The sequence below is a fragment of the Polyangium mundeleinium genome (assembly GCF_028369105.1).
Classification (GTDB): Bacteria; Myxococcota_A; Polyangia; order Polyangiales; family Polyangiaceae; genus Polyangium; species Polyangium mundeleinium.
The window spans coordinates 11,183,282-11,206,345 of record NZ_JAQNDO010000001.1; the positions used below are offsets into that span (position 1 = coordinate 11,183,282).

Below are 23,064 nucleotides of genomic sequence, written 5' to 3' on the forward strand. Positions count from 1 at the left end.
CCATGAAGCTCACTGGCATCCGATCGATCGAGGACCTCGCCAAGGACGGCGGACTCGCGAACAAGCGCGTCTTCATCCGCGTCGACTTCAACGTCCCGCTCGACAAGAAGACGGGCGCGATCACCGACGACGCGCGCATCCGTGAGTCGATCCCCACGATCAAGGTCGCGGTGGACGCGGGCGCGAAGGTGATCCTCGCCTCGCACCTCGGCCGACCGAAGCCGGGCAAGCATGAGGGCTGCTCCCTCGAACCGGCCGGCGCGCGCCTCGCGGAGCTCACGGGCTACGAGGTGCACCTGACCGACGACTGCGTCGGCGATGGCCCGAAGAAGGTCATCCACGACCTGCGCACCGGCCAGGTTTGCCTCCTCGAAAACCTCCGCTTCCACGAGGAGGAGGAGAAGGACGAGGAGAACTTCGCGCGTCAACTCGCCGAGCTCTGCGACATCTACGTCGACGACGCATTCGGCGCGGCCCACCGCGCCCACGCCTCCGTGCACGCCCTGCCTCGCATGATCCGCGATCGCGGCGCGGGCCTGCTCATGCTGAAGGAGCTGCGCTCGCTCGCCCGCTTGCTCGATCGTCCCGAGAAGCCGTACGTCGCGGTGCTCGGCGGCGCGAAGGTGTCGGACAAGATCGCCGTCGTCGAGTCGCTGCTCAACGTCGTCGACACGCTCTGCATCGGCGGCGCCATGGCGAACACGTTCCTCGCGGCGCAAGGCAAGAAGGTCGCGGCGAGCAAGATCGAGGACGACAAACTCCCGCTCGCTCGCACGATCCTGCAGAAGGCGCGCGATCGCGGGGCGTCGGTCCTTTTGCCCGTCGACGTCATCGTGGCCAAGAGCCTCGACGCGGAGAGCGGCAGGGCCGTCAGCGTGGACGCGATCCCCGACGGCACCATGGCGCTCGACATCGGCCCGAAGACGATCGAGCTCTTCGGCAATGCCATCGAGCGCGCGAAGACCGTCTTCTGGAACGGCCCGATGGGCCTCTTCGAGTCGAAGCCGTTCTCGAACGGCACCTTCGAGATCGCGCGCATCATGGCCCGCGCCGAAGGTTTCACCGTCGTCGGCGGCGGCGACAGCGCGGCGGCCGTGCGCGCCGCGGGCGAGGAGATCGCGAAGGGCATGGATCACATCTCGACGGGCGGCGGCGCTGCGCTCGAGCTCATCGAGGGCCGCAAGCTGCCGGGCGTCGAGGCGCTTCGTTCTGCCGTGGCGGAGGAAGCGTCGTGAACGTCGCGCGCCGCCCCCTCATCGCGGGCAACTGGAAAATGAACGCCGGTGGCCAGGACGCATGCAGCCTGGCCCTCGGCGTGGTCGAGGCGGCGCGCCGCTCGGCCCGCGTCGACGTCGTGATCTGCCCGCCGTTCACGGCGCTCGCCGCGGCCGCGCACGAGCTCTGGGAGTCGAAGAGCGCCGTGATGCTCGGCGCCCAGAACATGCACCCCGAGCCCGCCGGGGCCTTCACCGGCGAGATCAGCGCGCCGATGCTCAAAGACTCCGGCGCGACCTGGGTCATCCTCGGCCACAGCGAGCGCCGACAGATCTTCGGCGAGACGGACGAGCTCATCGCCCGAAAAATCGCCGCCGCGATCCGCGCCGAGCTCCAGCCGATCGCCTGCGTCGGCGAGACGCTCGAGGAGCGCGAAGCTGGAAAGACGCTCGAGGTCGTCGAGCGCCAGACCCGCGCCTTCCTCGACGAGCTTGCCAAGCGCCCGGGCTTCGGCGTCATCGCTTACGAGCCGGTCTGGGCGATCGGGACGGGCAAGGTCGCTCGTCCCGAGGACGCCCAGGAGGTCCACGCGATGATCCGCGGCCTCTGCGCGAGCGTCTCCGAGGAGCTCGCCGCGTCCACGCGGATCCTCTACGGCGGCAGCGTGAAGGGTGACAATGCCGAGGGCCTGCTCGGCCAGGCGGACGTCGACGGTGCCCTCGTCGGCGGCGCCTCCCTCGACGCGACCGGCTTCGGCAAGATCATCGACAGCGCCGAGCGGCTGGCGGACGCCGCGGAACGAGGGTAGAACGTCGCCGTGCGCCGATGCTGACCACTCTGCTCAACGTCATCCACGTCATCGTTTGTATCTTCCTGATCCTCGTGGTGCTCCTGCAGCAGGGCCGCGGCGGAGGCCTCGGCTCGTCGTTCGGCGGCGGTGCGCAGGTCTTCGGCGGCCGCGGCGCGGGCAACTTCATGACCCGCCTCACCGCGATCTGCGCCGCGATCTTCATGGTCACCAGCATGTCCCTCGCGTACCTGTCCTCCGCGGGTGATCGCGAGCTCAAGCAGTTCGAGAACACGCAGCAGAAGTAGCGCCGCGCCCGAGGCGGATCCCCTTGCCCGCGTTGTTGCAGAGACGCGATCTCGGCCTCGTTGCGCTCGTCAAGGTGATCGCGGCGGCGATCGTGATCGCCACGGGCTTTCGCGCCGTCAGCGACGACGACTTCGCGCGCGTCGTCATCGCGCAGGACTTCGCCCACGCCCCGAAGCTCGATCCGACCGGCACGAGCTGGCTCCCCTTCCCCTTCTGGATCACAGGCGCCGCCATGCTCGGCGCGGGACGTACGCTCCTCGTCGCGCGCGTCACCGCCTTCGTCCTTGGCGTCCTCTCGGCCGTGCTCGTCGCGCTCGCGGCCGAGCGCCTCGCGAATCGATCCACGCTTGGGGGCTTCGCGCCGACAAGCGGTGCTGCGCCCCCAAACCCCCGAATCGCCGCCCTCCTCGGCGCCGCCCTCGCCGCCGTTTTCCCCTGGAGCGCGCGCCTCGGCGTCGCCACCGTCCCCGAGCTCCCCACCGCGGCGCTCGCCCTCTTCGCGATGGCCTCGCTCGTGGGCCCGCGTGAGCCCCGGGCGCGCCTCTTCGGCGGCCTCGCGCTCCTCGGCGCCACCCTCTCGCGGTACGACGTCTGGCCCATCGCCGCCGCGTTTGCCGCCCTCACCGGCCTCGACGCCCTCCGTGATCGCGACCGATCCGGCAAGGACCGCGCCCTCTTCGTCCTCGCGGCGGCCCTCGCGCTCCTCGGCCCTCTGCTGTGGGTCCTCTGGAACCATTTCACCCGCGGCAGCGCCTTCGACTCCCTCGACCGCGTCGCCGCCTACCGCCGCGCCCTCGGCGGCGACGCCGACGCCCTTCTCTCGCGCCTCTTCGCCTACCCGCTCGCCATGGCTCGCCACGAGCCCGAGCTCTTCAGCGCGCTCGCCGTCCTCCTCGCCCTCGCCGCGCTCCCCTCGCTCCGCGCCGCAGCCCGCGAAACCCTCCGCCCGTACGCGCGCCCCCTCGCCCTTGCCCTCTTCCAGCTCGTCGCCCTCTCCGCGGCGCTCGTCAAGGACGGCGCCCCGACGCATCACCCCGAGCGTGCGGTCCTCGTTGGCCTCCTTCTCTGCGCCCTCGTCGTTGGCGACCTCGCGGCCACGCTGCTCCCTCGCGCGAGCCGGCAGGCCCGCCTCGGCGCGGCGACCGCTGCCGTCGCCCTCCTCGTCTTCAGCCTCGTCATCGTCCGCCGCTGGTTCCGCGGCGAAGACTTCGTCCCGCGCACGGACGAGGTCGCCATCGGCGACGCCGCGCGCGCGCTCGTCCCCCCTGGCGAACGTGTCCTCGTCGAGGTGCGCGATTATGGCCATTTCGCCATCACCGCGGCCCTCGGCCGCCCCGAGGACGTCGTCCTCGACCGCGACCTCGATCCTCGCAAACCCGCCTCTGCCTCCACCTTCGACGCCCCCGACGGCCTCCCGCGCCGCCTCGCCGAAGCACGCGCGCACTTCCTCCTCGGGCGCACGGCGAGCCCTGCCGCGGCCGTCCTTGGCCCGCCGCGCGCCGTCCACGGCTCGTTCGGGTTATGGGAGCACGGGAGCCGCTGATTAATGCAATCCCCCTTCGTGCACCCCTCCGCCTATGTCGACGAGCCTTCCTCCCTCGGCGAGGGCACGCGCATCTGGCATTTTTGCCACGTCATGCCGGGCGCTCGGATTGGCAAGCGTTGCGTGCTTGGCCAGGGCGTCTTCGTGGCGAGCGGCGTCGTCATCGGGGACGACGTGCGGATCCAGAACAACGTCTCCCTGTACGAGGGCACGATCGTCGAGGATTCAGTCTTTCTCGGCCCCTCCTGCGTCCTGACGAACGTCACGAACCCGCGCGCCGAAATCGATCGCCGGGGCCTCTACGAAACGACCGTGATCCGCCGCGGCGCCACGATTGGCGCGAATGCAACGATCATGTGTGGCACGACCATCGGGCGGCATGCGTTCGTCGGCGCCGGCGCGCTCGTCACGCGGGACGTCCCCGACTATGCGCTGATGACGGGCGTCCCGGCGCGACGCACGGGCACCATGAGTCGGCACGGGCAGAAGCTCGGGCGGCCTGGGCCTGACGGGATCATGGTTTGTCCCGAGAGTGGATATCGATATCGGATCGAGGAGGGGCTCGTCCGTTGCTTGGATCTTCCCGAGGATGCGCCGCTGCCGTCGGGCGGGCGCGACCTGGGCAAGCCTTACATCCGATCGCGCCCGGGTTGAGACGGACCGGCGGCTATTTCTTGCTGCCGCCGAGCCCCTTGCCGAGGCCCTTGAAGAAGTCGTCGACGACGTTCTGAAAGCCCTTCATGCCGGCGCCTGCGACGCAGCCCATGGCTTCGCCGCAGGTCTTGGCCCCGTCGACGCACTCGATCCCCTTGTCGACCGGCTCGTCGCCGGCGACCTTGCGCCACTGCTCGACCTCCTCGACACAGCGGTCGAGGTCGTCCTTCGTCCCGTTCTTTTCGCCGCACAGGTCGGCGATGCGCACGCAGGCAGCGCGCTCGGGCTTCTTCATGTAGGCGAACGCCGCCACGCCGGCGCCGCCGCAAACACCGAGAGCGAGAACGACCGCGAGAGTTTTGCTCATTTGGTTCTCCGGGAGAGCATCGACGTTTTGCGCACGGCCCTCGGTCACGTCAAGCGGACGGGGACCGATTTTCCTTGGGTTGCAACTTCCACCTCGGCAAAAAAAACTCTACCGCGACAGGACGATTTCAATTGGGCTCGAAGAACCCGAGGTAACGCAAATCCGCGCACTCCTGGGCGCCGGATCCGTTGCCGAGGACGTAGAAGGAGTTGTTCACCGGGACGGGGGCCTGCGCCGGCCCCGAGAAGGTGCCGCCCCCGGACACGATCAGCCTTTGTTCGGTCGCCGAGTGAATCGCCTCCACTTGGATCTCCTGATCCCGGGTCCACGCGAGCGCGGCGGATTCGAGGTTGACCTTGTCGATACGAAACACGATCTTTTTGTCCGAGAACCGAAAAAAGAGACGGTTATCGTTGTTGATGTTGAGCAAATCGTGCTCGTTCTCCGTGGTCTCGGCGGTGGCATAATTCGGCGCGAAACGGATCTTCACGTGGAAATAGCCGCCCGGCGCGACGATCGGCGGGGCGATGACGGAGAGTTTGTCGGCCTCCCGGACACGCTCCAGTGCCTGCGTCGTCGGGATGTAGCTCGATGGATACTTGACGCTGTTGTTGTTGTCCTTCGTCTCGAGCTGCGCACCATAGGCGAACACCGCCGTCGGCGTCTCGATCGGCGCAGGATCCCCGTCCCCATCGCCGCGGGTCTCCAGGAGGAAATAGCCGTCGTCCTCGCCGACCTCGTAACGCTTCCAGTTCGCGGCATCATCGATGACGTCGACCGTCCACCCGGAGTTTCCCGGCTCCATGACGAAATAGGCGTAGGGGCCGACATCACCCTGCCCACGAAACCATGCTGACCCGTATCCCTTGGGAAGCGTCGAATAGTTCGATTGCTGTTTTCCCGTGGAATCGAATCTCGTGGCGCTCATACCTCCCGCCGGATCCGGCTGCCCCGGCGTGATTGCCATCCCGACCGCCCCGACCGGAGTCGTCCAGCCCACCCCCATCCACGATTCTCCGTTCCAGATCCTGTTCTTCCGCTTGCTCTCCACGCTGAGCCCCCAGGCAGGCCCCACGTTTCTCGGACGTGCTGCGTTCGCAGGATAGGGGAGCTTCAGGCTGTGCGGACCCACCTGCGAGGTCCTATCGGCCGTCGGACATTCGATCTTGAGCCAGTCGCCTGGCAACGTGTAAATGGGTAAAGTGGCCGCAGGAGGCGTCGTCGCCGTCCATTCGCGGATCGCCACCGGCCCCCCGCCGCCCGAGCCGCCCGTTCCACCGACGCCGCCCGTTCCACCGACGCCGCCCACGCCGCCCATTCCACCGACGGCGACCCCGCCCATTCCACCCACGCCGCCCATCCCGCCGTCGCCACCCATCCCGCCGCCGCCCATCCCGCCCGGCCCCACGGTCGCGCCGCCGCCGTTCCCGCCCGAAGACGACGACGACGCTTGTCCCATCGGCGCCGACCCGAGCTGATCGAGGCTACACGCGCCGAGCCACGCGCCCGTCACGAGCGCAGCGATGCCAGAGATCCCAAGTGAAGCAAGGCCGCGACGCCCGCGGCGAGACGAACGTTCCATGATCAGGAATCCTCTGCGGAACACGACCCGGCGTCAACGAACGCGCGGCGCCATCTCGCGCCCCGACGCCCGATCGTTCTGCGATACACTCGGCTCCCTCCCGCGCGCCCCGATCACGAGCCTCGGATGCCTCCTACCTCCCGATCCAGCCCGCGCCGAGATCGCGGAAGCTCCGGCTCCGTTCGGCCCCTCGTCGCCCTCGTCGCCCTCACCGTCGCGAGCTCCGCCCTCGCGCTCGGCGGCGTCCACGTCCGCGTCGTCGCCCTCCTCGCGCCCTTCGCCTTCGCCGCCGCTGCCCTCGCGCTTCAACGCGAACAAGAGCGCAAGGGCTCGGTCTCGCTCGCCTTGCCCGCGCTCCTCGCGACCGCGCTCGCCGCCTACACGCTCCTGCAGGCCGTGCCCTTGCCGATGGCCCTGCTCGAGCGCCTCGCGCCGGGCAACGCCGACGTCTGGTCCCGCGCCCTCCTGCCCTTCGGTGAAGCCGGCCCGCGCTTCGCGAGCCTCTCGCTCGATCCCGGCGGCTCGATCGTCGAGGCCCTGAAGTGGTCCTCCTACGCCGCGATCTTCACCGCCTCGGCGGCCGTGTCCGCGCGCCGCGGCGCCGCCACCGGCATCACCCTCGTCTTCCTCTCGGCCCTCGCCGTTGCGCTCGTCACCGTCGTGCACGGCCTCGCAGGCCTGACGAAGGTCTACGGCTTTTACACGCCCTCGGTCGCGCTGCCTCCGTGGCACGTCGGACCGCTCATCAACGCGAACACCCTCGCCGGCTACCTGAACCTCGGCGCGCTCGCGGGCATGGGCCTCGCCCTCATGCACGATCCCGTCGCGCCGCGCTGGCTCGTCGCCGCGGGCGTCGCGTTCCTCGTCGCCGTCGACGTCACGTCGGCCTCGCGCGGCGGCGTGATCGCCTTGATCTTCGGCGTCCTCCTGCTCGCGCTCCTCCTGCGGATCCGCGCTGCGCGTCGCGGTGGCAGCGGCGACGCCGAACCCTCGCTCCGATGGCTCCTCGGCGCCGCGCTCCTCGGCGGCGCTGCGCTCGCGCTCCTCGGCGGCACGCGCGACACCTGGTTCGAGCTCTACGACAAGAACCTCGACAAACTCCAGATGGTGCGCTGGGCGCTGCCCGTCTTGCGCGAGCACCCGATCTTCGGCATCGGCCGCGGCGCCTTCGAAAGCGTCTTCCCTGCGTACCGCGCGAGCTCGGGCCACGTCGTCTTCGCGTACATCGAGAACTTCCCGGCGCAGTGGCTCGTCGAGTGGGGCGCGCCCGTCGCGCTCGCGTCGCTCGTCCTCTTCGCGTGGGCGCTCGCCCCCTCGCGCCTCGGCGCCTTGCGCAGCCGTCTTGCGGCGGCCGCATTCACGGGCGTCGTCGTGGTCCTCCTCCAGAACCTCGCCGACCTCTCGCTGGAAATCCCGGCCGTCTGCTTCGCCCTCGCCACGGTGCTCGGCTCGTTGTGGGGAGATCGCGCGCGCTCGCGCCCCTCGCGTGGCCTCGCCGCGAAGGCCCCGAACAAGCTCACGCGCCTCGCGCCGGCGATCGCGCTCTTCGTGGGCCTCGCGCTCGCGGCCGCTTCCTTCCGGCTCGGACATCCAGACGTCGGCGCCGAGCGCGACGTGATCCGGACGATGTATGAAGCGACGAACCCCGCGGATCCTGCCGCGCACGACGCGCTCGAAGGCGCGCTCCGCGCGGCGATGCGCCGCCACCCGGCCGAGCCGTATTTCCCGCTCATCGGCGCGCTCGCGGCCTACCAGGGCAAACGCGAGAGCGCGCTCCCGTGGCTCCAGCGCACCCTCGAACGAGGCCACGTGAACGGCCGCGCGCACCTCTTGCTCGCGCAGGTCCTCGCCAGCCGCGGCGCGCGCCGCCAGGCCTTGCTCGAGCTGCGGATCGCCGTCACGCAAGACAGCTCGCTCGTGGGCCCCGCGGGCGTGTTCGCGGTCCGGCTCTCGAAGGACGAAGGCGAATTGAGCGGCGCCGTCCCCGAAGGCAAAGCGGGCACGCCCATGCTCGACGAGCTCGCGGTGCAGGCGCGGAACGCTGGCAACGCCACGCTCAGCGCGCGCCTCGATGCCGAAGCGATCACGCGAAATCCCGGCGCCCACGGCCCGCGCGTGCGCGCCGCGGACGCCCTGCTCGACGCGCTCGTGAAGGGCACGTGTGACGATCGCGCTCGCTGCATGCGAGAGATCGAGGCGCACGCGGCCGCGCTCGAATCCGCGTTCCCCGGGGACTTCATGGCCGATCGGATCCGCGCGCGCTCCCTCGTCACCGAGGGCAAAAGCGAGGACGCCGAGGCCCGGCTCGCGGCGCGATGCCCGCTCGTCAAGGAGCGCGCCGCCTGCTTGCGCGCGCGCGTCGAGATCGCCTCCCAGGTCCCCGGCGTCGCGCGCATCGACGCGGCCAGCAAAGACCTCCTCGCCGCGACCTGCCTCTCGGCCTCCGCCTGCGCCGAGGCAGCCGCCTTCCTCGCGCGCCTCCGCGAGACCCGCGGCGACGCCGGCGCCGCGCTCACGCTCTACGACCGCGCGGCCCGCGAAGAACCGACCGAGGCCCGGTGGCTCGCGCTCGCGGACGCTGCGAGTCGCGGAGGCGCACACGCGCAGGCCGTGATGGCGCTCGAACGCGCGGCGCAGAAGCGGGGAATGACGGAGGAGTTGAGGAAACGGATCGCGGAGGAGCGGGCGCGGGCGATGGGGGGAAAGTAGCGAGGGAGCTGCTGCGGCTACGGCGGCTGATGATCAGCGCCCATTGTTCGCGACGAGCAGGGCAGCGAGGTCTGCCGCGGAGAGATCAAGGGCCATGTCCGTAAGCCGGGTGGCGCCCTCCTTGCGGAGCTGCGTGGCGAGGTTCTCACGCTCGTCGCTGGTCAACGGCCGGGCGAGCCGTCGCTCGAACAGTCGCAAAACTGGCTCTAGGCTTCCTTCCGCGCGCCCTTCCTCGCGACCTTGCTGCACGTACTTGCGGGCAAATTCGCTCTGGTACTCGTAGTTCGGAATGCTCATGAGCTTCTCCAGGGCTGTCCGGGCAGCTTCGCCCAGCGAAAATAGCACGAGATCCGCGTAGAGTTTCGCTCGCTCCGCATCCAGCCCCGCCCCCGCTGCCAGCGCCGCCACCGCGATGGAAATCCCTCCCTCCGTTCGTCCGTGCGCGAGCGCCGAGAGGACCGACAGTTCCGGCCTTTCCTTGGCTTCGTCGATGTCCTTCACCACGGGCACCCCCTCCGGCCCCAGGACCAGAGGCGTGATCGAAGCCTGTCCGGGGCCGAGCACGATCGGCTGCGAAAGACGCGCCGCGAGCGCTCCGTCGGGCGTGACGACCAGCAAGCACGCCGGGCACCGGTAACGCGCACGCGCACCGGCGACGTACGCAGGCCAGGCAAAGGGCTTGTCCGCATCCCACGGGAGCTGCGCTTCGACGATGATGACCAGGACAGGTTGATCGTCGAGGAGCAAGACGAGGAGATCGGCGCGAAGCTCGCGCGGGATGATGTTCGTCAGATCCGCCGAGGCAATCCGCGCCTCCGTGAACGGCGGCAACGGGATGTGCAGGGCCTCGTGAAGGAGCTCCGCCGCCAGGACCGGACGGTTGCGGAAAAGCTCGATGATCGCCTCGTGCAAGAGGGAAGGCACGAGAGCGCTCTACTGCGAGAGCACGGGGGGGACAAGGGATAGGTTCGTCGGGGAACGAATCGGTTTTACCGGAACCATGCTGCTGCTGCCGCCGCTGCCGGTTCCGCTTCCGCCTCCCCCCGCTCCCGCGCGCAATCTGCTCAGTTGTTCGCGATGGTGTCGTCGATCCAATCCTTCTCCGCATCCCGAATCCGCCAAGAAACCTGCGCGCATTCCTTCCTCGCAAGCGTCTTTCGAGCGGTTTTACCGCGAATGCCGCCCCTTCGTCCGCTCCACCCTTCTCCAGCGCGGCGTCCCGGAGCGGGAGGTGGACGACCTCGTGCAGGAGGTCTTCATCATTGCCTGGCGTGACGGGTCTCCCCTCCCCCCGAGGCGGCGCGTGCGCTACCTATGGCCGACCTACAACTTCACGTGCGAATACAACTTTACCGTGGTGGGACCGGCGTTTCTCTCCGGCGTAAGCAATTGCGCCGGCAACAAGCAGATGATGACCGCAGACCGCACCTGTCCCTGACGACCTCGAGCGCGCCGCTCGGGGTAAAGCGTCCGGTCAAAAGCAGCGCCCGCTCTTCAGGGCGGCAGACTGGCGATGGCGTAAGGCGAGCAGACCAAGGCCAAGCAAACCGAGGAGCGTGCCAGGGCTCCCGCTCGGAGTTCCAGGTGCGGCGCGGCAATCGCAGCCGCCCTCCTCGGCGATTGGGCCGCCGCCGCTCCCGCCGCTGCCGTCACCGCCGCTCCCGCTGCCGCTTCCGCTCCCGCTGCCGCTTCCGCTTCCGCTGCCGCTTCCGCTTCCGCTGCCGCTTCCGCTGCCGCTTCCGCTCCCGCTGCCGCTTCCGCTGCCGCTTCCGCTTCCGCTGCCGCTTCCGCTTCCGCTGCCGCTTCCGCTCCCGCTTCCGCTGCTGCTTCCGCTGCTGCTTCCGCCGCCGCCGCCGCTCCCGCCGCCGCCGCCGCTCCCGCCGGTCCCCGACTCGCACGCGCCGCTCATGCAAACGCCTCCCTGGCACGGCGTTCCGTCGGACGCCTGCGCATCCGCGGGGCAGCCATCCAGAGCTCCGTCGCACGTCTCCGCCACATCGCACGCTCCGGCCGACGCGCGGCATTCCGTGCCCGGCGCGGTTTTGGCATCCGCCGGGCAATCGGCCAGAGCTCCGTCGCACACCTCGGCCACATCGCACATGCCGGCCGGAGCGCGACATGGGATGCCGAAGGGCTTCTTGACATCGAACGGACAATGGATCGTGAGGCCGTCGCACGTCTCCGGCACGTCACAGGCACCCGCCGCAGCGCGGCACTCGGCGCCGAAAAACTTTATGCCATCGGACGGGCAACCTTTGAAAATGCCGGTGCATGTCTCCGCGGTGTCACATGCGCCCGCCGAAGCGCGGCATTCCGTGCCGAATGGCTTTACACCGTCGATCGGGCAATTTTTCGCCGTGCCGTCGCACGTCTCCGCCCTGTCGCATACGTCCGTCGAAGCGCGGCATTCCGTGCCCGCAGCGAGCGCCGCGCAGACCCCGTCCACGGCCGCGCCCATCATGACGCTGCACGCCTGACAATCGCTCGGAGACCCGCCGCCGCAGGCGTCGTCGCAGCACACGCCGTCGACGCAGATGCCGCTCGCGCAATACAGCCCGGCCGCGCAGGCCTCGCCGTTGCTCTTGAGCTCGCCGAAGAAAAACACGTACGCCGCGCCGGAGGCGTCGCCCTGGTCGTCGTCCGCGAGCGCCCCCACGAGCGCCGTATTCTCGGAGAGGGCGACGTCACGGCCGAAGAAGTTGTTCGCCGCCCCGTCGCTGGGCAGGAGCTTGGAATGCTGCGTCCAGACCGCGCCGCTCCGCATGAACACATACGCCGAGCCGTCGAGCAGAGCGTCGCCTCCCCCCACGAGCGCCATGTCCCCCGAGAGCGCGACGGCTCTGCCGAAGCCATCGTACGCCGCCCCGTCGCTGGGCAGGAACTTGCTCTGCTGCATCCAGATTGCGCCACTCCGCACGAACACGTAGGCCGAGCCGGAGTTGGTCCCCTGGTCGTCGTTGCCCTGCGCCCCCACGAGCGCCGTGTCGCCCGCGAGCGCGACCGATATGCCGAACAAGTCGTTTGCCGCGCCGTCGCTGGGCAGGAGCTTGCTCTGCTGCATCCAGGCCGCGCCGCTCCGCACGAACACGTACGCCGAGCCGGAGGAGTTCCCCTGGTCGTTGCTGCCGTACGCCCCTACGAGCGCCGTGTCGCCCGAGAGCGCGACCGATATGCTGAAGGCGTCGTCTGCCGCTCCGTCGCTGGGCAGGAGCTTGGCCTGCTGCGCCCAGACCGCGCCGCTCCGCACGAACACATACGCCGAGCCGGAGCCGGTCCCCTGGTCGTCGTCACTCTCCGCCCCCACGAGCGCCGTGTCGCCCGAGAGCGCGACCGAGCTGCCGAAGAAGTCGCCTGCCGCGCCGTCGCTGGGCAGGAGCTTGGCCTGCTGCGTCCAGACCGCGCCGCTCCGCACGAACACATACGCCGAGCCGGAGGAGAGCCCCTGGTCGCTGTCGCCCCCCGCCCCCACGAGCGCCGTGTCGCCCGAGAGCGCGACGGAAAACCCAAACGCGTCGTTCGCCGCGCCGTCGCTGGGCAGGAGCTTGGCCTGCTGCGTCCAGACCTCGCCGCTCCGCACGAACACATACGCCGAGCCGGAGCCGGTCCCCTGGTCGTCGTCGCCCCGTGCCCCCACGAGCGCCGTGTCGCCCGAGAGCGCGACCGCGATGCCGAAGTAGTGTTCCGCCGCGCCGTCGCTGGGCAGGAGCTTGGCATGCTGCGTCCAGACCAACGGATCGATCGCGATGGGGTACAGAGCCCCTTCGTCCTCGACGTGGATCGCCGCTCGCCCCGCCTCCACCGAGAGCCACGCCGCGAGGCTCTTCCCCTGCGCGTCCTTCACCCACAGATCGGTATAGGCGAGCGCCTTCCGACCCTCGGCGTCCACGAACCGGAGCGCCTCCCCACGGCCGTCGCCGTCCTCGTCCTCGAGCTCGGCGTCGAGCTCTCCGCCGAACGCGAGCGCGATCACCTTCGGCCCCGCGCAGCTCGGTGGCTCGTCGAGCACGAATCCCTGCTCCAGACCCAGCGGGCCATTGAGGTACCATTCCTCGATCCGCTCGCGCCGATACCGAACCCGGTTGCCCGCCGCCTCGGGCTCCACCTCCGGCAACGGCGACAGCGCCCCCTCGCAGCCCAGGGCCGCCGCGCGCATGGACAGAGACCCTTCGCGCGACGAGACCAAAACCCCCGACGGGCCCAGCGTCGCCGAGAACCGCTGGGCGTCATTCTCGGCGCGGAGGAGCCCCCGTCCGAGGTCCACAGCGGTATACGGCTCGGGCGCCGCTTGCTGCACCGCCTCGATGTAGGCGGCACGCAGCGCAGGCGGCAGGGACGCCGAGGATTCGGTCGCGGAAGACGGCGCCGGCGCCGCGCCCTCCGTCTTCGGTGGCGCGCTGTCGGCGCCGCAAGCGAAGAGCCAGGTCATGAGGGCGAAAACGAAGCCGCGACGCCGCCAGCCCCCGCGCTTCCGCTCCGTGTCCTTCCTCATCGCAAGCCCTTCCTCGGGATTGTTTCCAAAGCTCATCAGGACCAGGGAAGTATCACGACTCGCGGAGCACCGGAATCATGCGGATGGCGCGGCGAGGGCTTGGGCGGCAGTGGCAGAGCTCGCGAAGCTCGACGGGATGGGGCAATCTCCCCCTCCCCAGCTCCCCTCTCCGCAGCCTGGCCTCAGGCCTCGTTTGCGCTCACGATTCCCGACATGGCCGACCTCTTCTATACGCCATCCGGCGTCCGGCTCCGTCGTCACTCCCTCCGCCCCGGCGACCTGAACTGGCTGCTCCTGCCGGGAGGACCCGGCATCGGCTCGGAAAGCCTCGAAGGGCTGGCCGGCATCCTGGATGTGCCGGGGGCCATCTGGCTCGTCGATCTGCCGGGAGACGGCTCGAACCGCAACCCTCCAGGCAGCCCGAAGGCTCCTTTTGATGTCTGGCCCCAGGTCGTCGTCGAAGCGGCCAGGGCGCTCCCGCGCGTCGTCTTCGCCGGACATTCGACCGGCGGCATGTATCTGCTTTCGACGCCCGAGCTCGGGCCGCACCTCGAAGCCTTGGCGCTCCTGGACACCGCTCCGGACGCCCTCTGGCATCCTCGTTTCGTGGAAATGACCCGGGCGCATCCGTTGCCCGATGTCGAGGCGGCCACAGCGCTTTATGAAGCGGACCCGCGCGACGAGAACATCGCCGCGGTTGCGGTGGCGTCCGCGGAATGGAACTTCACCCCGGCCGGGCTTTCGGCGGGACGCGAGCTCCTCGCGAGAATGCCTTACAACAGCGCGGCGGTCGCGTGGTCGGAGGCCCATTTCGACCACGTCTACCAGGCCCGGTGGTGGCCCACGCGAATGCCGGTCCTTCGATTGGCTGGCTCGGACGATCGGATCGTCTGGCAAGGCGGCTGGCACGAGCCGAGGTTCCAGACGCCCAACGTCATCGAGCGCGTCATCGCGGGCGCTGGGCACTTCCCCTGGATCGAGAATCCCCAGGATGTGCGCGCGGCCTTCGCCGAACTCGCGCTCCGCATTCCCTGAGCGTCCGCCATGGGACCTTGGTCCCATGGGTGAGCACGCGTGTAGGGCTTTGGTCCCATCACGCCCGCGGCGACGTCGACAAGGACGACATCGCGGCCGCCAACGCGCGGCTCACCGGCCCCGCAAGGCAACCAGAGAGCCGCAGCAGCCATCTCCTCGGGCTTGCCCATGCGCCCGATCGGCTCCTGCGCGATGCATTCGCTTCGCCGCCGACCGAACATCGTCCAGCATCATTGGTTTCGGATCTGGTACCGCAGCCAGACGACGCCCCCCTCCAGCGCCTCGCTGCTCATCAGCTCGATGCTCTGCACGCGCGCACGCTGCCCCTCCTCCTCGCGTGCGGGGGCAACTTGACGATGCTGCTCAGCATCGGCTTCGTGGGCTGCTCGGGCGCCTGCCCCTTCGGGGCGTATGCACCTCTTGCGGTGCGATAGAAATCGAAGAACTCGCGCTGAACAGGGTCCGTGGTTTCGTCGAGCTGGTTGACAGTGCCGGGGATGTACTGGGGCTCGCCGCCCCGAAACTCGACGAAACGTTGGTCCGTCGCCTTCTTGATGAGCGCTTTGCGCTGCTCGAGGCTCACGGAATGCCGCAGGCCGTTGCGCGCCGCGGCGCCCATGTCGTAGCAAGCAACGTCGGTGGGTCGCGGGGGACAGCTTGATGGTCTTCATGGTCTTCGTCGTCGTTGGCGTGTCGGCCATGACCTCGTCTCCCCAGCTCTACACCTGCGACGCGGCCCCCAAGCTCGCATTGTCGATGACGAAGCGATACTTCACGTCGCTCTTCTGCATTCGCGCATAGGCTTCTTCGATTTGCTGAACGCGAATCAACTCGATGTCCGCGACGATTCCCTTCTCCGCGCAGTAGTCGAGCATCTCCTGTGTCTCGGCGATGCCGCCGATCATCGAGCCAGCGATCGTCCTGCGCTTGGAGACGAGGTGGAAGACGCTGGGCGACGGGTGGGCATGCTCCGGAACGCCCACGAGCACCAAGGCGCTGTTCCGCTTGAGCAGGCGCGTGAAGGCGTCGAGGTCGTGGCTCGTCGCGACCGTGTTCAGGATCAGGTCGAAGCTCTCCACGTGCGCGTCCATCTCGCTCGTGTTGCGCGACACGACGACCTCGTCGGCGCCGAGCGCCACGGCGGCTCTCCGCTTGGACTCCGACGTCGTGAACGCGACGGTGTGGGCGCCCATCGCGTGCGCCAGCTTGATGCCCATGTGGCCGAGCCCGCCGATGCCGACGACCCCCACCTTCTTGCCGGGCCCAGCGTTCCAGTGCCTGAGCGGAGAGTAGGTGGTGATGCCGGCGCAGAGCAGCGGAGCGACGGCCGCGAGTTGCTCCTCGTGGTGACGGATCTGGAGGACGTACTTGTCCTTGACGACGATCCGCTGGGCGTAGCCGCCGAGCGTGTGTCCGGGCGCATCGGGCGTCGCGAAATTGTACGTGCCGGTCATGCCCGCCTCGCAATACTGCTCCAGGTCGGCCGCACAGGCCGAGCACTGGCCGCAGCTATCGACGATGCAGCCGACGCCCACCCGATCGCCGATCTTGAAGCCGGTCACGTGCGCGCCGACGGCGGACACGCGCCCCACGATCTCGTGGCCTGGCACGCTGATCGGCGACCAGCGGTTCGAGCCATCGCGTCCGAGCGAACCTCCCATCTCGTCCACGCGAACCCCTCTCGCGCCCTCGCCCTCCCCGTTCGCGTCCGAGCCCTCTCCATTCGCGCCCTCGCGAACCCCCCATCACGTTCGCGCCCTCTCCGTTCGCGCCCCAGCGAACCCCCATCGCGCCCTCGCCCTCCTCGTTCGCGTCCGAGCGAACCTCCTCTTTCGTCCACGCGAACCCCTCTCGCGCCCTCGCCCTCCCCGTTCGCGTCCGAGCGAACCTCCTCTTTCGTCCACGCGAACCCCTCTCGCGCCCTCGCCCTCCCCGTTCGCGTCCGAGCGAACCTCCTCTCTCGTTCTCACCCTCTGCGTGGCCGCCCACAGAGCAAGATTCCGCCGCCAATAAAAGCATCGAGCTTCTGTTTCTCTTCCTGCCCGTCCCCCAACTCGTCCCGCTCCTTCCCTGAGGGTGCGGGCCATGGAGGTTTTCGTGAACGACATCATTGCTCCGTATATGGGCCCCAGCATCATCGACGTTTCCAAGGTTCGCCCGAAGCTCGTGGATCTCACCAATGGCACGCTCACGGGCGCGCAGCGTGAGAAGCCCGGTTTCCTGGGTGTCTTCGACGAACTTTCGAAGGCCATCCCGCAGTACGGCGAGACCCTCGGCATGCACCCCGGCATCTGGCTGAACATCGTCGACAAGACGGCCACGCTCGACGAGATCCGCGCGCTCAAGAAAGATGTCCTCAAGCTCGCGGAGGTCCTCGAGGAGAGCGAGCTCTACTACGAGGACGCACGCGAAGCCGACATCAGCCGCATCGGCCAATTCGTCGACGCCACCGCCCGGCACGGCGACCCGTCCGTGCAAGCGGCCTTCAACAAGACCCTGGAGTACCGCTCCCAGTACGCCAAGAAGGCCGCCGACAAGCGCCGCAAGAACAAGCAAGCGCGCGCCGAGACAGACGCCGCTCGTCCCACGGAAGCCAAGGACCCGAACCCCACCTGAGCGCCCCGCGGACCCCGCCGCCGCCGCCTCAGCAGCGGCGGCAGCGCCAGCGCCAGCAGACGCAGGCGACCCTGGATCCCTCGGATCCCGCCCTCTGAACGTCTCCCGCCTCTCCCGCAACCTGTTCGTACAGACTCTCCACGCGACCAACCTTCCCCTGGCGCAGGGGGTCGGTTAGAGTTCCCATACGGCGAGGAAGATGCGTATCCACAGCTTCTCGTTCCAGGATCGCTCGACGGGCTGGCAGCTCGAGGAGACGACGTTCGACCCGTTCAACCTGTTGGTTGGTGTCTCGGGTGTTGGAAAAACGAAAATCCTGCGTGCACTCGAGCAGGTGCGGAGTGCGATTCAGCCGAGCGCACCAGGCTTGCCGAGCGATGTCGAGTGGACGATGCGCTTCGAGCACGAAGGGCATCGGTATCGCTGGCATGCGGTGTTCGTCGAGCCCGCTCAGGGAGATGTGGAGGACGAACAACCTCGGCGGATGAACCGCATGGGTCGGGGGCATGGCCCAGGTGCTCATTTCCAGCGGGAGGAGGTGGACCTCGACGATGTCGAGCTCGTGCGGCAAGACGGTGGCGTATTTCGTTTCAAGGGGGCGGATTTGCCGAAGCTCAACCCGTCCGAGTCCGCCTTGGCGCTGCTTTCCGGCGAAGCCGAGGTGGCGCGGGCTGCCACGGGGCTGAAGAGCGTCACGGACCACCGGGCCCTGGGTTCTCTGGACGTCTTTGCGGGCACTTCCAGCACGGATGCGCGTGTTTTCAGCGGTCTTCGGCGGGGCTCGATGAGTCTCCCTGCAATCCAGCAGAGCCCCTATTCCGACATCATGCTGCGAACGTACATGTTGCAGGAGGCTCTTCCGGAGCAGTGGCGAGACGTCCGGGAGACGTTCGCGTCGATCTTTCCGACGGTGGAGGATTTGCGGATTGCTCGTTTCGACCGATCGGTCGGAGGGAGGGTATCCGCGCAATTCATCCTCCTGCTCCGTGAGCGCGGCGCGAGCGACTGGATCGTCGGAGCAGACGTGTCGGGGGGGATGCGCCGTGTGCTCGCGACGATCCTCGGACTGCGCCTCACGCCGCCCGGGTCGGTGATACTCATTGACGAATTCGAGAACAGCCTCGGCAAGAACTGCCTCCCGGCGCTGGTGGATTTGATTCTCGAGTCTGCGCCGCAAATGCAATTCATCATCACGAGCCATCACCCGTACGTCATCAACAACATCCCCATTTCAGAGTGGAAACTCGTTCAACGCCGCGGCAGTGCCGTACGTGTGCGGAGCGCGCGTGACGTGCCGGCGCTCCAACGCGCGTCTCATTTTGATGCATTCGATCGGTTGCTGAATTTGCCCGAGTTCGACGAAGGTATCACGTGAACTTGTACTTCTTGGTCGAGGGGAGGCACACCGAGCGCAGGGTGTACGAGGCATGGATCCGCCATACGTTCCCCGACATGCGATCCGTGCGAGATCTCGCCGATGTGGAATCGAACTGTTACTGCATCTTTTCGGGGTACGGGAACCCGTCGTATTTGAAGCGCATCGAAAGCGCGCTACGGGACATATGCGATCGTCCCGTGATCGATCATTTCTTCGTGTGCAGCGATTCGGAGGAGATGCGCTACGAAGACGCGTTCGATCTCACACGGGGTGTCCTCGACGACGCCGCGCGCGCTTGCTCGCTGGTCGAAAAAGCCCCGAACATCGGATTGCACGTCGTCGTGCAACATTGCTGCATCGAGACGTGGTTTCTGGGGCACGGGAGGATGTTGCGTCGAAACCCCACCTCCCCGGAACTCGTGGAGATGAAGCGGTTTTACGATGTGAGCAACAGCGATCCGGAGATCATGGGCAAGCCGGACGGGTACACCACGAAAGCCAGTTTTCATGGAAAGTACTTGAAGGAGATGCTCCTCGAGCATGGGATGAGGTACTCGAAGGAGCACCCCGGCGTCGTCGTCAGGAAAGATTATCTGGACGCATTGCGCCAGCGATGTGCCTCGACCGGGCACTTGCAGAGCCTCTCCGCTTTGCTCACGACGTGGGATGCCTTGCGATAAGGGCATCCCATAGCAAGTTGCCCTTGACAGCGTCGCTGGCGTTGGTGCCCGCCCAGCGCCGCAAGAACAAGCAGGCGCGCGCTGAGAAAGACGCCGAGCGCGCCACGGAAGCCAAGCCCCCGAACCCCACCTGAACGAACCGCTGAAGCCGCAGCGGCAGCGGCAGCAGCAGCCCCCGCCCCCGCGCAGTGCGCCCGCTGCCGGCTCCCCCCACCTCTCCCGCCCCGCCCCCTGAACGTCTCCTGCCTCTCCCGCAACCAAGCCTTTCATGAGCCCGCGCTCGTCTTGGCGCCCCCCACCCCCGATGCTACGGTCCGCCTCCCGGGTCGCCGGATGAACCGTACACCCGCATGAAACGCGCGCTCATCACCGGCATCACGGGCCAGGACGGCTCGTACCTCGCGGAGCTGCTCCTCGGCAAAGGCTACGAGGTCCACGGCATCATCCGGCGCTCCTCCTCCTTCAACACCGAGCGCATCGACCACCTCTACCGCGACCCCCACGAGCGCGGCGTCCGCCTCTTCTTGCATCACGGCGACCTCAACGACGCCTCCTCGCTCCAGTCGATCCTCGCCGAGGTCCAGCCGGACGAGATCTACAACCTCGGCGCGCAGAGCCACGTCCGCGTCTCCTTCGACATCCCCGAGTACACCGGCGAGGTCACCGCGCTCGGCGCCATTCGCCTCCTCGAAGCCATGCGCAAGATGCGCGTCGCGGCGCGCTTCTACCAGGCGAGCTCGAGCGAGCTTTACGGCAAGGTCGCCGAGATCCCGCAGCGCGAGACCACGCCCTTCCACCCGCGCAGCCCGTACGCCGCGGCCAAGGCGTATGCCTTTTACGTCGCGCAGAACTACCGCGAGGCGTATGGCATGCACGTCTCGAACGGCATCCTCTTCAACCACGAGAGCGAGCGCCGCGGCGAGACCTTCGTCACCCGCAAGATCACCCGCGCCGTCGGCCGCATCAAACAGGGCCTCCAGCGCGAGCTCTGGCTCGGCAACCTGGACGCCCGCCGCGATTGGGGCCACGCCGAGGATTACGTCGAGGCCATGTGGCGCATGCTCCAGCAGGAGCAGGCCGACGATTACGTCATCGGTATGGGCGAGACGCACGCGGTGCGCGAGTTTCTGGAGCTCGCGTTTCGCCATGCGGGCCTCGATTGGCAGGAGTACGTGCGCATCGATCCCAAGTATTTCCGGCCGGCCGAGGTCGACGTCTTGCTCGCGGACCCGACGAAGGCGCGGGAAAAGCTCGGGTGGACGCCGAAGGTCACGTTCCCGGAGCTCGTGCGGCGCATGGTGGATTCGGACGTCGAGCTCGCGGCGCGGGAAAAGCGGGCGCGGGGATGAACGGCTCGTTCGGGTACGTCAGCGGCAGGCCGGGCTCCCCGATCGACGAGGCCCGGTTCTCCCCGAATGCCGTGACGTCCGCGGACGGCCGTTTCACGCTCGTTTTTGAAGGCGACCGCGAAACCCCCGAAGGCGTCCTCGCCGCGTATGCCGCCCGCGGCAAGCGCGCGATCGAAGAACTTCGGGGCGGGTTTGCGCTCGGTCTCTGGGACGCGACCGAGCGCACGCTCCTGCTCGCGCGGGATCCGATCGGCATCAAATCCCTCTATTTCGCGACGGCCCACGGAAAGCTCGCGTTCGCCTCCGAGGTGTGGACCCTCGCCGCGCAGGGTTTTGCCGAGAAACGTTTGTCCCGCCGCGCGGTCGCGAGCTTCCTCGCCACGGGCGCCGTCGCCGAACCCGACACGATCCTCGAAGGTGTCTCGCCCCTCCCGCCCGCCACGATTCTCACGTACCGCGAGGGCCATACGCGCAGCGCGACGTACTGGAAGCTCCCGAGCGAGCCCGGCACGACACACGCCGCAGCGCCGCTCGAAGCCGCGCTCGCCGAGACCCTGTCTACTCCGGCGACCCCGCCCCTCGCCCCCGACGAGCGCGAGATCACGGAGGCCATCGAGGCGCTCGATCAACCTTCCACGTCGTTCCCCCAGGCCTTCCGCGCCGCGAAATCTGCGGGCGAGGCGGCCTTTTCGGGCCTCGGCCGGAGCGCGCTTTTCCCCGCGGCGAGCCGCCTCCTTCATTTCGGAGCGCTCTTCGCGAGGGACCGGTCCGTCGAGCGCGCCTACGCCGGGCTCCGCTGCAAGGAAATGACGGACGCGCTCGCCGCGGCCTCCTTTCGCGACGGTGCAATCGCCACGCACCCGAGCCTGCTCCACCTCGAAGGCTACACGCTCCTGCCGGTCAGGATCCCCGAGGAGCTCGAGCCCTCCCTTGCGCGGCGGAAAATCCGCCTCGATCGCGCGCTCGCTGTGCTCGACCTCGCGAACGACCTCCACGGCACGGCCCTGCGCGACGCCGACCTCGCGTGCCGCCGCCATGGCCTTCTGCTCCGCGCCCCGCTTCTCGATCGTGCCGTCGTGGAGCATGCCCTCGGCCTCCCGCTCCGCGGCGCGCTCCGCCATACCCGCGCTCGCTCGGCGCCCGCGCCTCCGCTCGCCGCGTGGCTCCGGGGCCCCCTCCGCGCCTGGGCTGAACGAACGCTCCTCGACGAGGCCCGGCGCTACGCTCCGTTCCTCGACGCGCACGTCCTCGCCGTTTTCTGGCGCGGCCTCTTCGACGACAAAGGCACGTACGCCGCGCCCAACGTCTTCGCCTGGGCCACGCTCATCGCCTATCTGAAAAGCCATGACGCAACGATCTGACGGAGGACTCTGCTGACATGGGACTCGGCGCTGCACGCAAGACCGCGCTCGTCACGGGCGCCGCGGGTTTCCTCGGATCCCACCTCGTCGATCGCTTGCTCGACGAGGGCTACGAGGTCGTCGGCATCGACAACCTCATGACCGGCGACCTCGGCAACCTCGAGCGCGCCGGCCGCGACCCGCATTTCCACTTCCAGATGGGCGACGTCCGCCAGTCGATTCACGTCTACGCCGAGCTCGTCTTCAACTTCGCCTGCCCCGCCTCGCCCGTCCATTACCAGAGCGACCCGCACGCCACGCTCACCACGAGCGTCCTCGGCGCCCTCCGCCTCGTCGAAATGGCCCGCGGCCGCCGCTGCACGATCGTCCACGCCTCGACCTCCGAGGTTTACGGCGACCCCACGGTCCACCCGCAGCCCGAGAGCTACTGGGGCAACGTCAATCCCATCGGCGAGCGCTCCTGCTACGACGAAGGAAAACGTTGCGCCGAGACCCTCCTCAACGACGCCCGCCGCGCCTGGGGCGTCGACGTCCGCATCGCGCGTATCTTCAACACCTATGGCCCGCGCATGGCCTTCGACGACGGCCGCGTCGTCTCGAATTTCATCGTCCAGGCGCTCCGCGAGAAACCCCTCACCCTCTTCGGCGACGGCAAACAGACCCGCTCCTTCTGCTTCGTGAAGGACCTCATCGAAGGCATCGTCGCCCTCGCCCGCCCCGAGCCCATCGAGGGCCCCGTGAACCTCGGCAACCCCGAGGAGTTCACCATTCGTGAGCTCGCCGAAGAGGTCCTCCGGCTCCTCGGCTCGGACCTCGAAATCATCCACGCGCCCTTGCCCGCCGACGACCCGCGCCAGCGCAAGCCCGACATCACCCGCGCCCGCGAGCTGCTCGGCTTCTCGCCGCGGATTGGCCTCCGCGACGGGCTCCGCGCCACCGTCGTCGATTTCCAGGCCCGGCTCGCCGAGCGCAGCCCGAAAGGACGATAGG

Annotated in this window: 20 protein-coding genes; 14 read left to right on the plus strand and 6 right to left on the minus strand. The window is 68.5% G+C overall.

What is annotated here, in order from left to right; genetic code table 11:
• Positions 1-2 precede the first annotated feature (2 nt).
• Genes POL67_RS44020 through POL67_RS44040 form a run of 5 tightly spaced genes read left to right on the plus strand, consistent with a single transcriptional unit; the run spans position 3 to position 4,508 of the window.
• Complete coding sequence (locus POL67_RS44020) at positions 3-1,235, plus strand: phosphoglycerate kinase (protein WP_271927288.1); 1,233 nt, start codon at positions 3-5, stop codon at positions 1,233-1,235.
• Positions 1,232-2,023, plus strand: a complete 792-nt coding sequence (gene tpiA, locus POL67_RS44025) for a triose-phosphate isomerase (protein ID WP_271927290.1) — start codon at positions 1,232-1,234, stop codon at positions 2,021-2,023. The genes POL67_RS44020 and tpiA overlap by 4 nt, the downstream gene beginning before the upstream one ends.
• A gap of 17 nt (positions 2,024-2,040) precedes the next feature.
• A complete protein-coding gene (gene secG / locus POL67_RS44030) occupies positions 2,041-2,310 on the plus strand; it encodes a preprotein translocase subunit SecG (protein WP_271927291.1) in 270 nt (89 codons plus the stop codon).
• Between the two features lie 32 nt (positions 2,311-2,342).
• Entirely contained in the window at positions 2,343-3,854 is a 1,512-nt protein-coding gene (locus POL67_RS44035) for a glycosyltransferase family protein (protein WP_271927293.1), read from the plus strand.
• A gap of 3 nt (positions 3,855-3,857) precedes the next feature.
• Complete coding sequence (locus POL67_RS44040) at positions 3,858-4,508, plus strand: acyltransferase (RefSeq protein WP_271927295.1); 651 nt, start codon at positions 3,858-3,860, stop codon at positions 4,506-4,508.
• 13 nt (positions 4,509-4,521) lie between these two features.
• Here POL67_RS44040 and POL67_RS44045 read toward each other — a convergent pair whose 3' ends face one another.
• Together POL67_RS44045 and POL67_RS44050 are read right to left on the minus strand one after the other, a co-directional pair.
• Positions 4,522-4,875 (minus strand): hypothetical protein, encoded by a 354-nt coding sequence (locus POL67_RS44045; protein ID WP_271927296.1) that lies wholly within the window; start codon positions 4,873-4,875, stop codon positions 4,522-4,524.
• A gap of 127 nt (positions 4,876-5,002) precedes the next feature.
• A complete protein-coding gene (locus POL67_RS44050) occupies positions 5,003-6,457 on the minus strand; it encodes a hypothetical protein (protein ID WP_271927297.1) in 1,455 nt (484 codons plus the stop codon).
• A gap of 126 nt (positions 6,458-6,583) precedes the next feature.
• Here POL67_RS44050 and POL67_RS44055 point away from each other — a divergent pair, with 126 nt between their 5' ends.
• Positions 6,584-9,166, plus strand: a complete 2,583-nt coding sequence (locus tag POL67_RS44055; protein WP_271927298.1) for an O-antigen ligase family protein — start codon at positions 6,584-6,586, stop codon at positions 9,164-9,166.
• Between the two features lie 33 nt (positions 9,167-9,199).
• Here the strand turns inward: POL67_RS44055 and POL67_RS44060 are convergent, their stop codons facing one another.
• Positions 9,200-10,090 carry a hypothetical protein gene (locus POL67_RS44060; protein ID WP_271927300.1) on the minus strand — a complete coding sequence of 297 codons (891 nt, stop codon included), beginning with the start codon at positions 10,088-10,090 and terminating at the stop codon, positions 9,200-9,202.
• Between the two features lie 76 nt (positions 10,091-10,166).
• On the opposite strand from POL67_RS44060, the gene POL67_RS44065 reads away from it, so the two are divergent.
• The gene (locus tag POL67_RS44065; protein ID WP_271927302.1) at positions 10,167-10,604 is read left to right on the plus strand and encodes an RNA polymerase sigma factor; all 438 of its coding nucleotides are present in this window, start codon (positions 10,167-10,169) and stop codon (positions 10,602-10,604) included.
• Between the two features lie 36 nt (positions 10,605-10,640).
• Here the strand turns inward: POL67_RS44065 and POL67_RS44070 are convergent, their stop codons facing one another.
• Positions 10,641-13,655, minus strand: a complete 3,015-nt coding sequence (locus tag POL67_RS44070) for a hypothetical protein (protein ID WP_271927303.1) — start codon at positions 13,653-13,655, stop codon at positions 10,641-10,643.
• 213 nt (positions 13,656-13,868) lie between these two features.
• Between POL67_RS44070 and POL67_RS44075 the strand changes: the two genes are divergently transcribed.
• On the plus strand, positions 13,869-14,690 hold the full coding sequence (locus POL67_RS44075) for an alpha/beta fold hydrolase (RefSeq protein WP_271927304.1): 822 nt from the start codon (positions 13,869-13,871) through the stop codon (positions 14,688-14,690).
• 292 nt (positions 14,691-14,982) lie between these two features.
• On the opposite strand, the gene POL67_RS44080 is transcribed toward POL67_RS44075, so the two are convergent.
• Together POL67_RS44080 and POL67_RS44085 are read right to left on the minus strand one after the other, a co-directional pair.
• Complete coding sequence (locus tag POL67_RS44080) at positions 14,983-15,309, minus strand: hypothetical protein (RefSeq protein WP_271927305.1); 327 nt, start codon at positions 15,307-15,309, stop codon at positions 14,983-14,985.
• Positions 15,310-15,409: 100 nt separating this feature from the next.
• On the minus strand, positions 15,410-16,351 hold the full coding sequence (locus tag POL67_RS44085; protein ID WP_271931015.1) for an NAD(P)-dependent alcohol dehydrogenase: 942 nt from the start codon (positions 16,349-16,351) through the stop codon (positions 15,410-15,412).
• Positions 16,352-16,787: 436 nt separating this feature from the next.
• Here POL67_RS44085 and POL67_RS44090 point away from each other — a divergent pair, with 436 nt between their 5' ends.
• From POL67_RS44090 to POL67_RS44115, 6 genes are all read left to right on the plus strand, one after another.
• Entirely contained in the window at positions 16,788-17,306 is a 519-nt protein-coding gene (locus POL67_RS44090) for a hypothetical protein (protein WP_271927306.1), read from the plus strand.
• A 199-nt stretch (positions 17,307-17,505) separates the two neighbouring features.
• A complete protein-coding gene (locus POL67_RS44095) occupies positions 17,506-18,681 on the plus strand; it encodes an AAA family ATPase (protein ID WP_271927307.1) in 1,176 nt (391 codons plus the stop codon).
• Between the two features lie 77 nt (positions 18,682-18,758).
• Positions 18,759-19,364 carry a hypothetical protein gene (locus POL67_RS44100; protein ID WP_271927309.1) on the plus strand — a complete coding sequence of 202 codons (606 nt, stop codon included), beginning with the start codon at positions 18,759-18,761 and terminating at the stop codon, positions 19,362-19,364.
• A 350-nt stretch (positions 19,365-19,714) separates the two neighbouring features.
• Positions 19,715-20,713 (plus strand): GDP-mannose 4,6-dehydratase, encoded by a 999-nt coding sequence (gmd, locus tag POL67_RS44105; protein WP_271927311.1) that lies wholly within the window; start codon positions 19,715-19,717, stop codon positions 20,711-20,713.
• Positions 20,710-22,074 carry an asparagine synthase-related protein gene (locus POL67_RS44110; RefSeq protein WP_271927313.1) on the plus strand — a complete coding sequence of 455 codons (1,365 nt, stop codon included), beginning with the start codon at positions 20,710-20,712 and terminating at the stop codon, positions 22,072-22,074. The genes gmd and POL67_RS44110 overlap by 4 nt, the downstream gene beginning before the upstream one ends.
• A 17-nt stretch (positions 22,075-22,091) precedes the next feature.
• On the plus strand, positions 22,092-23,063 hold the full coding sequence (locus POL67_RS44115) for a UDP-glucuronic acid decarboxylase family protein (protein ID WP_271927315.1): 972 nt from the start codon (positions 22,092-22,094) through the stop codon (positions 23,061-23,063).
• The last annotated feature ends 1 nt before the right edge of the window (position 23,064 follow it).